At 64.3% G+C, this 12,297-nt stretch carries 10 protein-coding genes and 1 pseudogene; 5 read left to right on the top strand and 6 right to left on the bottom strand.

The window, feature by feature from the left end:
- Position 1 precedes the first annotated feature (1 nt).
- The 4 genes from AC0L2H_RS04955 to AC0L2H_RS04970 all read left to right on the top strand — a co-directional run bounded on the left by AC0L2H_RS04955 (position 2) and on the right by AC0L2H_RS04970 (position 5,239).
- Positions 2-1,165, top strand: coding sequence for an acyl-CoA dehydrogenase family protein (locus AC0L2H_RS04955; RefSeq protein ID WP_473589160.1), 1,164 nt, complete (start codon positions 2-4; stop codon positions 1,163-1,165).
- A 64-nt stretch (positions 1,166-1,229) separates the two neighbouring features.
- Positions 1,230-3,308, top strand: a complete 2,079-nt coding sequence (locus AC0L2H_RS04960; RefSeq protein ID WP_473589161.1) for an acetate--CoA ligase family protein — start codon at positions 1,230-1,232, stop codon at positions 3,306-3,308.
- Entirely contained in the window at positions 3,301-4,083 is a 783-nt protein-coding gene (locus AC0L2H_RS04965) for a carnitinyl-CoA dehydratase (RefSeq protein WP_473589162.1), read from the top strand. Before AC0L2H_RS04960 ends, AC0L2H_RS04965 begins: the two co-directional genes overlap by 8 nt.
- A 214-nt stretch (positions 4,084-4,297) precedes the next feature.
- A complete protein-coding gene (locus AC0L2H_RS04970; RefSeq protein WP_473589163.1) occupies positions 4,298-5,239 on the top strand; it encodes an alpha/beta hydrolase in 942 nt (313 codons plus the stop codon).
- A 9-nt stretch (positions 5,240-5,248) separates the two neighbouring features.
- Here the strand turns inward: AC0L2H_RS04970 and AC0L2H_RS04975 are convergent, their stop codons facing one another.
- The 5 genes from AC0L2H_RS04975 to AC0L2H_RS04995 all read right to left on the bottom strand — a co-directional run bounded on the left by AC0L2H_RS04975 (position 5,249) and on the right by AC0L2H_RS04995 (position 10,381).
- Positions 5,249-6,907, bottom strand: coding sequence for an FAD-binding dehydrogenase (locus AC0L2H_RS04975; RefSeq protein ID WP_473589164.1), 1,659 nt, complete (start codon positions 6,905-6,907; stop codon positions 5,249-5,251).
- An 80-nt stretch (positions 6,908-6,987) separates the two neighbouring features.
- A complete protein-coding gene (locus AC0L2H_RS04980) occupies positions 6,988-7,974 on the bottom strand; it encodes a Gfo/Idh/MocA family protein (protein WP_473589165.1) in 987 nt (328 codons plus the stop codon).
- 266 nt (positions 7,975-8,240) lie between these two features.
- Positions 8,241-8,816, bottom strand: coding sequence for a YceI family protein (locus tag AC0L2H_RS04985; RefSeq protein ID WP_473589166.1), 576 nt, complete (start codon positions 8,814-8,816; stop codon positions 8,241-8,243).
- Positions 8,817-8,883: 67 nt separating this feature from the next.
- Positions 8,884-9,462: a cytochrome b gene (locus AC0L2H_RS04990; RefSeq protein ID WP_473589167.1), complete on the bottom strand. Its 579-nt coding sequence runs from the start codon at positions 9,460-9,462 to the stop codon at positions 8,884-8,886.
- Positions 9,463-9,490: 28 nt separating this feature from the next.
- On the bottom strand, positions 9,491-10,381 hold the full coding sequence (locus AC0L2H_RS04995; RefSeq protein WP_473589168.1) for a LysR family transcriptional regulator: 891 nt from the start codon (positions 10,379-10,381) through the stop codon (positions 9,491-9,493).
- Positions 10,382-10,477: 96 nt separating this feature from the next.
- Here AC0L2H_RS04995 and AC0L2H_RS05000 point away from each other — a divergent pair, with 96 nt between their 5' ends.
- On the top strand, positions 10,478-11,473 hold the full coding sequence (locus AC0L2H_RS05000) for an aldo/keto reductase (protein WP_473589169.1): 996 nt from the start codon (positions 10,478-10,480) through the stop codon (positions 11,471-11,473).
- Between the two features lie 204 nt (positions 11,474-11,677).
- On the opposite strand, the pseudogene AC0L2H_RS05005 reads toward AC0L2H_RS05000, so the two are convergent.
- Positions 11,678-12,281, bottom strand: a pseudogene (locus AC0L2H_RS05005) (nucleotidyltransferase family protein).
- Positions 12,282-12,297: the final 16 nt, after the last annotated feature.

Raw genomic sequence — 12,297 nt, forward strand, 5'->3', positions numbered from 1 at the left:
CATGGATTTCGGTCTTTCCGAGGAACAGAAGCTCATCGTCGAGACGACGCGGGCTTTCGTCGAGAACGAGCTCTACCCGCATGAGCGCGAGGTGGAGCGCACCGGCGTGCTGCGCCGCGAGCTGATCGAGGAATTGAAAGCCAAGGCGATCGAGGCCGGGCTCTATGCCGCTAACATGCCAACGGAAGTCGGCGGCGCCGGACTCGATACGGTAACCTGGCTGCTCTACGAAAAGGAACTCGGCCGCGCCAACTACGCGCTGCACTGGACCTGCGTGGCGCGTCCCTCCAACATCCTTTTGGCCGGCACGCCGGAGCAGCGTGAAAAATATCTGTTCCCCTGCATTCGCGGCGAGAAATGGGACTGCCTGGCGATGACCGAGCCGGCCGCCGGCTCCGACCTGCGCGGCATGAAGGCGACCGCTGTGCAGGATGGCGACGACTGGGTGCTGAACGGCACCAAGCACTTTATCTCCCACGCCGATCTCGCCGACTTCGCCATCGTCTTCATGGCCTCGGGAGAGGAAGAGACTTCGCGTGGAAAACGCAAGAAGATCACCGCCTTCTTCGTCGACAAGGGCACCAAGGGCTTTGCGGTGCGCGACGGCTACCGCAACGTCTCGCATCGCGGCTACACCAACGCCATCCTCGAATTCGACGATTGCCGGCTGCCGGGAGCCCAGGTTCTCGGCGAGGTCCACAAAGGTTTCGACGTTGCCAATTCCTGGCTCGGCGCGACCCGCCTGCAGGTCGGCGCCACCTGCCTCGGCCGCGCCGAGCGAGCGCTTGGCCACGCCATCGAATATGCCGCGCAGCGCCAGCAGTTCGGCCAGCAGATCGGCAAGTTCCAGGGCGTGTCGTTCAAGCTCGCCGACATGGCGACGGAACTGAAGGCCGCCGACCTGATGGTGTTCGAAGCCGGCTGGAAATATGATCAGGGCACCGTCACCGATCAGGACATGGCCATGGCCAAGCTGAAGGCCACCGAAATGCTTGCCTTCGTCGCCGACGAGGCGATCCAGATCCATGGCGGCATGGGGCTGATGGACGATCTGCCGCTGGAGCGCATCTGGCGCGACGCCCGCGTCGAGCGCATCTGGGAAGGCACGTCGGAAATCCAGCGCCACATCATTTCGCGGGCGCTGCTGCGCCCGTTCGGGGCCTAGAGCATGATTCCAAAAAGTGGAATCCGGTTTTTGGATAAGATCATGCTCGAACGAAAAGATGACCATGCACAAGCTTGAACGTCTCCTGCGGCCGAAATCGATCGCCGTGTTCGGCGGCGCACAGGCGGCTGCCGTGGTTGCGCAGTCGATCAAGATGGGCTTTGCCGGCGAGATCTGGCCGGTGCATCCGACCAAGGATGAGGTTGCCGGCCGCAAGGCCTACCGCTCCGTGGCCGAGCTGCCCGGCGCGCCGGATGCCGCCTTCGTCGGGGTCAACCGGCACCTGACCGTCGAGGTCATCAAGGCGCTGGCCGAACGCGGCGCCGGGGGTGCGGTCTGTTTTGCCGCCGGCTTCCTCGAGACCGAAGCCTATGACGAGGACGGTGAGCGGCTGCAGGCCGAGCTCGTCGCCGCCGCCGGCCAGATGCCGATCATCGGGCCGAACTGCTACGGCCTGATCAACTATGCCGACGGCGCGCTGCTGTGGCCGGACCAGCATGGCGGCATCCGGCTGGCCGAAGGTGGCAAGGGCGTCGCCATCATCACCCAATCGTCCAACATCGCCATCAACATGACGATGCAGAAGCGCGGCCTGCCGATCGCCTTTCTGATGACCGCCGGCAACCAGGCGCAGACCGGTCTTTCCGAGATGGCGCTCGGGCTGATCGAGGACGAGCGCGTCACCTCGCTCGGCCTGCATATCGAGGCCTTCGATTCGGTAGCCGGTTTTGAGCGACTGGCGGCGCGGGCACGCGAGCTGAAGAAGCCCATTATCGCCATGAAGGTCGGCCGTTCCGAACAGGCGCGGCAAGCGACGGTATCGCACACCGCATCGCTCGCCGGCTCCGACGCCGCCTCGGGCGCCTTCCTGAAGCGGCTTGGCATCGCGCGTATCGATTCCATTCCAGCCTTCATCGAAGCGCTGAAGCTGCTGCATGTCACCGGACCGCTGCCCGGTTACCTCCTGTCTTCGATGAGTTGTTCGGGTGGCGAAGCCTCCGTGATGGCCGACAGCGCCGAAGGCCGCTGGGTGAACTTCCCCATGCTCACCGACAAGCACCGCGCCCATGTCAAATCGACGCTCGGCCCGCTGGTCGCTGTCGCCAACCCGTTGGACTATCACACCTTCATCTGGAACAACGAGCCGGCGATGACCGCCACCTTCACCGCCATGGTGTCGGGCGGCTTCGACCTCAACATGCTGGTGCTAGACTTCCCGCGCCCCGACCGCTGCTCGGTCACCGACTGGTGGGCGACGCTGCGCGCCTTCGAATCGGCGCTGAAGACCAACAAGGCGCACGGCGCGATCGTCTCTTCGCTGCCGGAGAACCTGCCGGAGGAGTACACCGCCGAGCTGATGGCGCGCGGCATGGTGCCCTTGTTCGGCATCTCCGAAGCCCTGGATGCCGCCCAGGCGGCGGCTTTCATCGGCTGGGCGTGGCGCGAGCCGCAGGCGCAGCCCATCGACACGTCAGCCTCCGGCGCGCCGGCCGGCGATCATGTCACGCCCGACGAGGCCGAGGCGAAGGCGCGGCTGATCGAGGCCGGGCTTTCCGTGCCCAAGGGCGAACGTGCCGGCAATGCGGTCGAGGCGGTGATCTCCTCGATGGCGCTCGGCTTTCCGGTGGCGCTGAAGGCCTTGGGCGTCACCCACAAATCCGAGCTTGGCGCGGTGCGGCTTAACCTTAGGGATGCCGAATCCGTCAGCGCCGCGGCCCACGATCTGCTGCCGCTCGGCTCCGGCCTCTATGTCGAGCGCATGGTGCGCGACGGCGTCGCCGAACTGATCGTCGGCTTCACCCGCGACCCGATGTTCGGCGCGGTGATGACGCTCGGCACCGGCGGCGTGCTGGTCGAACTGCTGCGCGACAGCGTCACGCTGATGCTGCCGGCGACGCGCGACGACATCGAAGCGGCGCTGCGCGGCCTGAGACTGTTCCCGCTGCTCGAAGGCTATCGCGGCCGCTCCAAGGCCGATGTCCAGGCTGCCATCGACGCCATAGCGGGCATTGCCGCCTTCGTGCAGAAGAATGCCGGCGAGATCGAGGAACTCGACATCAATCCGCTGATTGTCTGTGCGCAAGGCAAGGGCGCCTGGATCGCCGACGCGCTGCTGGTGCTGGGAGAGAACAAGCATGTCTGACGTCATTTCGACCCGCCGCGAAGGCACGATCCTCGAAGTCACGCTCGACCGGCCCAAGGCAAACGCCATCGACCTGAAGACCTCGCGGCTGATGGGCGAGACGTTCAAGGCGTTCCGCGACGATCCCGAGCTGCGCGTCGCCATCGTCAAGACCGCCGGCGACAAGTTCTTCTGCGCCGGCTGGGACCTGAAGGCCGCAGCCGGCGGCGATGCGGTCGATGGCGACTATGGCGTCGGCGGGTTCGGCGGGCTGCAGGAGTTGCGCGATCTGAACAAGCCGGTCATCGCCTGCGTCAACGGCATGGCCGTCGGTGGCGGCTTCGAGCTGGCGCTGTCCTGCGACTTGATCTACGCGTCGGACCATTCCACCTTCGCGTTGCCCGAAATTCGCGCCGGCACTTTGGCCGATGCGGCGACGATCAAGCTGCCGAAGCGCTTTCCCTATCATGTCGCCATGGACCTCCTGCTCACCGGCCGCTGGATGGATGTGGCGGAAGCCCACCGCTGGGGCCTGGTCAATGAGGTGCTCCCCAAGGACAAGCTTGAGGAGCGCGTCTGGGAGATCGCCCGCCTGCTCGCCAGCGGCCCGCCGCTGGTCTTCGCGGCGATCAAGGAAACGGCACGGGTGGCCGAGGCGCTGACCTTCCAGGATGCGATGAACAAGGTGACGCGCCGGCAGTTGGCGACGGTTGACGCGTTGTACGGCTCGGAGGATAATTTAGAGGGCTTTCGTGCTTTCGCTGAGAAGCGTGATCCCGTGTGGAAGGGACGATAACGTCGGAGATGATGGCGCGAGGCACCCCCCTCTGCCCTGCCGGGCATCTCCCCCTCAAGGGGGGAGATCGGATGTCGCTAAGGCTTTCGCCAATCTTCTATGTCGCAGGAAAAGCACCGAACTCGAAGCTGCCAATCTCCCCCCTTGAGGGGGAGATGGCCGGCAGGCCAGAGGGGGGTGTTCAAGCGCAACCTTGGCAGCCTATCCAGCAACCATGACCGACTACAAAACCCTTATCGACGCCGAGACCTGGGCCTTCATCGAGCGGACCAATTCCTATTATCCGCCGGATACGATCGACTACACGATCGCGCAGCAGCGCGAGATCTACGACCGCATGTGCCGCGAATTCTTTGCCGGATACCCCGAGGGCGTGACGGCCGAAACCACCGCCATTGCCACGCCTTCGCACGCCATCCCGATCCGCATCTACCGGACGCCGGCGCCGGAAGCAGCGGCGATGGTGCTGTATTTCCATGGCGGCGGTTTCATCCTCGGTGGGTTGGACAGCCATGACGATGTCTGCGCCGAGCTTTGCGCCCGCACCGGCTTTGAGGTGGTTTCGGTGGACTACCGGCTGGCGCCTGAACACCTTCATCCTGCCGCCTTCGACGACGCCATCAACGCCTTCGAATGGGCGGCAACCACCTACAAGCGGCCGATCCTGCTTTGCGGCGACAGCGCCGGCGGCAATCTCGCAGCGACCGTCAGCCATGCTACACGCGGCCACAAGAGAAAACCGATCGGCCAGGTGCTGATCTATGCAGGCCTGTTCGGCGACCGTTCAAAGGGTTCCTATGTGACGCATGCCGAGGCGCCCATGCTGACGGCCCGCGATATCGAATTCTACAAGCACATCCGCACCGGCGGGGCGGACCGGACCGGCGACATTACGCTGTCACCACTTGCCGACGCCGATTTCGCCTATCTACCGCCGACGGTGCTGATTACCGCCGAATGCGATCCGCTGTCCTCCGACGGCGAAGCCTATCGCGACCGCATCGTGGCAGCGGGCGGGCACGCCTTTTGGTTCGAGGAGCCGGGACTGGTGCATGGTTACCTCAGGGCCAGGCACACGGTCGGCCGGGCGCGTACGAGCTTTACCCGGATCGTCGACGCGGTGTCGGTTCTGGGACGAGGCGAATGGATCTGGTGAGTCCCTAAATTAGCCCACAGCGCGCGCAGCCGCCCGGCCGGCGGCGCGGCCCGAAAAGATGCAACCACCGAGAAACGTGCCTTCCAGCGCGGCATAGCCATGCATGCCGCCGCCGCCGAAACCGGCGACCTCGCCCACGGCATAGAGCCCTTCGACCGGCTGGCCGCCGGCGTCCAGCACGCGGCTGTCGAGATCGGTCTGCAACCCACCCAGCGTCTTGCGGGTCAGGATGTTGAGCCGGACCGCGATCAGCGGGCCATTCGCGGGATCGAGCATCTTGTGAGGCTTGGCCGTGCGGATCAGCCGGTCGCCGAGATAGGCCCGCGCGCCGCGCAACGCGGTGATCTGCATGTCCTTGGAAAACGGATTGTCGAGCTGCCGGTCACGGGCACGGATCTGGCGCTCGATTTGGGCCAGCTCAAGTAGCGGCTCGCCGCCGGCCAGCGCGTTCATGCGGGCAACCAGCGCCGACAAATCGGACTCGACGATGAAGTCCTCGCCCTTCTCCATAAACGCCTTCACCGGTCCCGGAATGCCTGACGTGGCGCGGCCGAGCACCTGGCGCCAGCTCCTGCCCGTCAGGTCGGGATTCTGTTCGGAGCCCGACAGCGCGAACTCCTTCTGGATGATCTTCCTGGTCAGGATAAACCAGGAATAGTCGAAGCCCGTCGCCATAATGTGGCTGAGCGTGCCGAGCGTATCGAAGCCGGGATAGAGCGGCACCGGCAGGCGTTTGCCGCGCGCATCGAGCCAGAGCGACGACGGGCCGGGCAGGATGCGGATGCCATGGCCGGTCCAGAGCGGCGCCCAGTTCTTGATGCCTTCGACATAGTGCCACATGCGGTCGCGATTGATGACGCTGCCGCCAGCAGCTTCGGCGATCGCCAGCATGCGGCCGTCGACATGGTCGGGAACGCCGCTGATCATGCGTCGCGGCGGCGAACCCAGGCGCTGCGGCCAATTCCTGCGGACAAGTTCGTGATTGGCGCCGATGCCGCCGGAGGCGACGATGACCGCTTGCGCCTTCAGTTCGAAATCGCCGGCAACCTCGCGCGAACTCTTGCGGCCGCGCTCGACGTCGCTTGGCGCGAGTATGTCGCCGCGTGCGCCGGTTACAACCGTGCCGGTCCGGACCAACTCGTTGACCCGGTGACGGAATTTGAAGCGGATCAGCCCTTGGCTTTCGGCCACACGCAGGCGGTGGACGAAGGGTTCGAGCACGCCGGGACCAGTGCCCCAGGTGATATGGAAGCGCGGCACCGAATTGCCGTGGCCGACGGCATTGCCGCCGCCACGCTCGGCCCAGCCGACCACCGGAAAGAATTTTATACCGCGCTGCATCAGCCAGCCGCGCTTCTCGCCGGCGGCAAAGCCGACATAGGCCTCGGCCCATCGGCGCGGCCAGGAATCTTCCGCGCGATCGAAGGCGGCGGTGCCCAGCCAGTCCTCGAGCGCGAGATCATGCGAGTCGCGGATGCGCATGCGCCGCTGTTCGGGCGAATCGACGAGGAAAATGCCGCCCAGCGACCAGAACGCCTGGCCGCCGAGCGATTGCTGAGGCTCCTGGTCGAGGATGATGGTCTTCTTGCCGGCCTCGGCCAGCTCCGCCGCGGCGACCAGCCCGGCAAGGCCGGCGCCGACCACGATTACATCCGCATCGTCAGGCATTTTGTTGGACCATGATCTTTTCCGAAAACCGGTTCCCACTTTTCGCTGGCGCGGACCTTCGGTTCGGGATCATGGTCAGCCTAAACCTTCTCCCAACCTTCCTTCTCGCCGGCGCGGAAGATGGCGTCGATGACCTTCTGGTTGAGCACGGATTCCTCCAGCGTGAAGACGCGTTCCTTGCCGCCTTGCGCCGCCCGCGCGAAGGCCTCGACCTCCAGCCGGTACTGCTGCGTGCCGGGAAAGCGGAACACCTGCGCCTCGCTGTGATTCTGGTTGTGCAATTCGATACGGTGATGGTCATAGAGACCGGCATTGAACGGCGAGAACACTTCGATGAAACCCTTCTCGCCGTGGAACACCATCACCTGCCGCGCCGCCATCTGCGTCGACAGATAGAAGGACAGTTCGAAGTCGCCGAAATCGGCGCGGATCGAGGAATAGATGTCGGTGCCGAATTTCTTGTCGCGCTCTATGGTCGCTTGCACCCGCAGCGGCTCCTTGCCGGTCGAAAAACGCGTCGACACCGTCGGGTAGACGCCGATATCGGGCAGCGCGCCGCCACCAAGGTCGAGCTGGTTGCGCATGTTGGTGGGATCGACATTGTAATAGGAGAACGCGCCCTGGACGTGGCGCAGCCGGCCGATGGCGCCGCTGGCGATGAGGTCGCGCACCTTGATCCATTGCGGGTGGTAGACGACCATGAAGGCTTCGCAGACCAGCACCTTTTTGGTGTCGCGCAGCTTGATCAACGGTGGAATGTCCTTGGCATCGAGCGCCACCGGCTTTTCGACCAGCACATGCTTGCCGGCTTCGATCGCCTTCGCCGTCCACTCGACATGCTGCGAAGTGGGCAACGGGATATAGACGCCATCGACCTCCTTGGAGGCGAGCAGTTCCTCATAAGAACCGAACGCATGGCGCGCGCCGAAGCGCTCGGCCAGCGCACGCGCCTTCGACACATCGCGGCTAGCGATCGCCGACAGCACGCCGTTCTCCGCCTCGACCATTGCGGGCAAAAGATGCTCGCGGCCGATCTTGGCCGTCGACAAAACACCCCATCGGAACATCAGGCTTCCTCCATCTCGATTGCAGGAGTGGAGGTTTGCCCTAATTCAGGAGAAAAGCCAATCAGAGCCTTCGTCATCCTCGGGCTTTTGACCCGAGGATCCATGCCGCGATTTCAGCCGAAGAGTGCAGCGGAGCAGAATTCCGAACCGTCGCGACGCCTTGATGTCTCGGCATGGATCCTGGGGTCTGCGCCGCGTCGCTTCGCTCCTTGCTCCGCCCCAGGATGACGATGCGAGAGGTGTCTGCGCCAATCGCGAAGGTGAAGCTAACCCCTTCTACCGGTCAGCGTCATATCGAAAGCGACGATGTTGGAATAGATCGGCGTGCCGACATCCATGCCGTAGCGCGAGCGCAGTACGTTGCCGGTGACGTGGAACTTTATCGTGCCGGCCTTGAGGCCGCCGAGCTCGGCGGTGAACTTTTCCGGAAGGGTCTTGCCGCGCGCCGTCAGCCGGCCGGTGACGAGGGCAGTGGTGTCGCCAGTGCGTTTGACGCTGGTCGAACGGAACTGGATTTCCGGGTTGTTGGCGGCATCGAACACAGCGTCCGAGCGAAGGAAGGCGTCGATGCGGCTCTGGCCGGTGCCGACGCTTTCGGGGAAGATGGTGAAATTGACCTGGGAGCGCCCGACATCGCTGTTGTCGATGCGGATGCTGCCCTTGAAACGAGAGAAGGCGCCGTCGAGCCCGCCGCCGCCGACCTTGCCGATGGAGAAGTGGATGCTGGAGCTGGCCGGGCTGATCGTATAGCTGCCGGCAGCGTCGCTAAGGGCGACCGCCGCGGAAACAGGCATGGCAAGGCAAGCGGCAAGAGCCGCAAATCCGAAGATGCGCGCGTACATGGGTTTTTTCCTTCTGGAGACACGCATTGTCTGCGTTCTCGCCTCATCAACGAATGAGCAGCCCACCCTATTCCATGTCACGGTCTGACGAAGGCGTGATCATGCGCGTCAGCACCGTGTCCTTCAGCCAGAAATGATGGCGCAGCGCAGCGAGCGCATGCAGAGCGACAAGCGCGGTGCCGGCATAGGCGAGATACCAATGCGCCGCCGTCCAGAAGCTCTCGGCCGCATCCGATTCGGCCAATGGCAGGTTCGGCATGACGAACAGGTTGAAGGGCATGCTGGGTATCTCCAGCATCGAGACCGAAACCAGCGCCCAGCCGGACAGGGGCAGCGCAAGCTGAAATGCATAGAGCGCAAAATGCGCGAGCGGCGCCGTCCGGCGTTCGAAAGGCCCGACCGAGCGCGGCAGGGCCGGCGCCGCATTGCCGAGCCGCCAGGCGATGCGCAGGATGATGAGGCCTAGCAGCAGGAAACCAAACGACTTGTGCAGCTGGATCAGCTCGAAGGCGCTGCGCTGGCTGGTTAGCCGCACCATGACGAAGCCAAGCGCGAACTGACCGATGAAGATCAAAGCGATCAACCAGTGAAGAACGATCGCTGCCCAGCCGTAGCGGGTCGAAGTGTTGGTGATCGATGCGGACATGGTCGGTGAACGCCCGCGAGCCCGGCTTTCATCCGGAGGTCTTGAAGAAATCGACAAAGGCCCTGAGCGCCGGCCGCATCTGGCGGCGGCTCGGGTAATAAACGAAGAAGCCGTCGAAGGGTTGGCACCAGTCCTCCAGCACGCGAATGAGCCTGCCATCGGCAATCGCCTCGCGGACATAATCCTCGAACAGGAAAGCAAGCCCGGCGCCATCGATGGCCGCATTGGCGATCAGATAGTCCTCGTCGAGAATCAGCGGGCCTTGCACCGCCAGTTCGATCTCCTCACCGTCCTTCTCGAATTCCCAGCGATAGAGGATGCCGCTGGAGAAGCGGAAGCGCAGGCATCGGTGGTCGGCGAGATCATTGGGATGGCGCGGCCTGGGCATGTTCCTGAAGTAGGACGGCGCACCGACCACGGCGCCGCGAATATAGGGGCCGATGCGCACCGCGATCATGTCGCGCTGCAGGCTCTCGCTGAGCCGGACGCCTGCGTCGAAGCCGCCTTCGACGACATCGGTGAAGCGGTCCTCGATGACGATCTCCAGCACGATATCCGGATAGGCCGCGGCAAAGGCGCCGAGCCGTGGCGTCAGCGCCAGATGGGCCGCGGTGCGCGGCACGGTGAGCCTGAGATTGCCGGCAGGCCGGTCGCGCGCCTCGACCGCCGATTCCAGCGCAAGGTCGATCTCCGACAGCGCCGGTCGCAGACGCTCCAGCAATTGCGCGCCTTCTTCCGTCGGGGCGACGCTGCGCGTGCTGCGCGCCAGCAGGCGAACGCCGAGCCGCGCTTCCAGGGTGGAGATCGCGTGACTGACCGCCGAGGGTGCAATGGCCAACTCCCTGGCGGCACCCCGAAAGCTGCCGAACTGGGCGACGGTTGCCAGCACCGCCAGTTGAGAAAGGTGAGCTCGATTCATTGATCTATCTTTTAGAACAGCCTGTGCAAATGAGAGCCGATTATCGAACAGGAAGCAAGGCGCTATGTCTACCGCATCGCAACAAGGAGACGCGTGATGCAGACCCGCAAGCTAGGAACTGAATTGGATGTCTACCCCGTCGGCCTCGGCTGCATGGGCATGAGCTTCGTCTATGGCGGCCAGGAGGAGAAGGAGTCGATCGCCACGCTGCGCCGCGCCGTCGAGATCGGCGTCAATTTCTTCGACACGGCCGAGGTCTATGGCCCCTATGAGAACGAGATCCTGCTCGGCAAGGCGCTGGGACCGGTGCGCGACCGCGTGACCATCGCGACCAAATTCGGCTTCAGGATCCTCGAAGAAGGCACGGGCATCGATCGCATGGCTGGTGTCGACAGCCGCCCCGAGCACGTCAAGGCGGTCGCCGAGGCGTCGCTGAAGCGGCTGGGCACCGATGTGATCGACCTCTATTACCAGCATCGTGTCGACCCCAATGTGCCGATCGAGGACACGGTCGGCGCCATGGCCGAGTTGGTGCAAGAGGGCAAGGTGCGCGCGCTGGGTCTGTCGGAAGCGAGTGCGGCAACCATCCGCCGGGCGCATGCCGTGCATCCGATCGCGGCCGTGCAGAGCGAATACTCGCTTTGGAGCCGCGATCCGGAAGAAGAAGTGTTCGCCGTCTGCCGCGAACTCGGCATCGGCTTTGTCCCCTACAGCCCGCTCGGCCGCGGCCTGCTCACCGGCACCATCGCCAAACCCGACGTTCTCGGTGCCGACGACTGGCGCCGTAGCTTGCCGCGCTTCCAGGCCGAGGCGATGGCAGCCAATGCCAAGGTGATCGCCACTCTGGAAAAGATGGCGGCGCAAAAGGGCGTGACCCCAGCCCAGCTGGCGCTCGCCTGGGTGCTGCATCAGGGCGATTTCATCGTGCCGATCCCCGGCGCGCGAAAAATCCGCCATCTGGAGCAGAACACGGCGGCGGCTGAGATCGTGTTGAGCCAAGCCGACGTCACGGCCATTGGCGATGCGCTGTCGCCCGACAAGGTCGTCGGCAAGCGCTACACGGAGGAGCTGCTAGCGCTGGTCAATGGGTGAGACGTTGGCGCGAGGCACCCCCCTCTGTCCTGCCGGACATCTCCCCCTCAAGGGGGGAGATTGGATGTCACCTCGGCTTTCGCCAATCGTCAGAAATGAATGAAAGGCGGGACGGCAAAGTGGCCAATCTCCCCCCTTGAGGGGGAGATGTCCGGCAGGACAGAGGGGGGTGCCTCGCGCCAACGTCTGCGGAGAATACTAGCCTCACCACGGCTCGACAGTGATCTCCGGCCAGTTCTCCCTGGCCCGCGCCCCCTTCGTCTCATGCGTCTCCTGATTGTCCATTACCCGGTTCCGGGGTGATGCGAAACGAGAAGATGTCGTCGAGGCCGAACGGCGCCACCAGTTGGAGCTGGCCGTCATTGTCCATGCGGACGCCGACCGCGTGGGTCCGCGAGGCGAAAAAGCCGAGCGAGTGGCTGGAGCTGGTATAGCGGGGGCAGCTTCGGCCGAACTTCAGGGGATACCACAGGTGCACCCGCGCCTGATTGCGGATCTCGACCGGCAGCGGCAGACCGGCGAAGACCGGAGCGGCGCGGGCAATTACACTGTCCTCGGCATCGTAGGACAGATCGCTCCCGTCGAAATAGAACAGGTCGACATCCCTGATGCCGTAGCCCGACGGCTTGCCGGCCAGATGGTTCCAGACGCTGTTGTAGAGCGCGCCCGAGACAACCAGCCAATCGGGCAAATCGAGCTCGCGTGCCCGCTTCAGCGTCTCGCCGAGCAGAGGGTCGGCGGCGACGATCTCGAGGAAAGCCGTGCGTTGGGTTTCGAACGGGAGCTCGGAATAGCGGAGATGGTCCATCGCTCTTTGGAGAGCG

The sequence above is a fragment of the Mesorhizobium sp. WSM4871 genome (genome assembly GCF_055811295.1).

Excerpts from the sequence above, each read along its gene's own strand:
- AC0L2H_RS04955 (WP_473589160.1), top strand. The coding sequence starts at position 2 with ATGGATTTCGGTCTTTCCGAGGAACAGAAGCTCATCGTCGAGACGACG.
- AC0L2H_RS04960 (WP_473589161.1), top strand. The coding sequence starts at position 1,230 with ATGCACAAGCTTGAACGTCTCCTGCGGCCGAAATCGATCGCCGTGTTC.
- AC0L2H_RS04965 (WP_473589162.1), top strand. The coding sequence starts at position 3,301 with ATGTCTGACGTCATTTCGACCCGCCGCGAAGGCACGATCCTCGAAGTC.
- AC0L2H_RS04970 (WP_473589163.1), top strand. The coding sequence starts at position 4,298 with ATGACCGACTACAAAACCCTTATCGACGCCGAGACCTGGGCCTTCATC.
- AC0L2H_RS04975 (WP_473589164.1), bottom strand. The coding sequence starts at position 6,907 with ATGCCTGACGATGCGGATGTAATCGTGGTCGGCGCCGGCCTTGCCGGG.
- AC0L2H_RS04980 (WP_473589165.1), bottom strand. The coding sequence starts at position 7,974 with ATGTTCCGATGGGGTGTTTTGTCGACGGCCAAGATCGGCCGCGAGCAT.
- AC0L2H_RS04985 (WP_473589166.1), bottom strand. The coding sequence starts at position 8,816 with ATGTACGCGCGCATCTTCGGATTTGCGGCTCTTGCCGCTTGCCTTGCC.
- AC0L2H_RS04990 (WP_473589167.1), bottom strand. The coding sequence starts at position 9,462 with ATGTCCGCATCGATCACCAACACTTCGACCCGCTACGGCTGGGCAGCG.
- AC0L2H_RS04995 (WP_473589168.1), bottom strand. The coding sequence starts at position 10,381 with ATGAATCGAGCTCACCTTTCTCAACTGGCGGTGCTGGCAACCGTCGCC.
- AC0L2H_RS05000 (WP_473589169.1), top strand. The coding sequence starts at position 10,478 with ATGCAGACCCGCAAGCTAGGAACTGAATTGGATGTCTACCCCGTCGGC.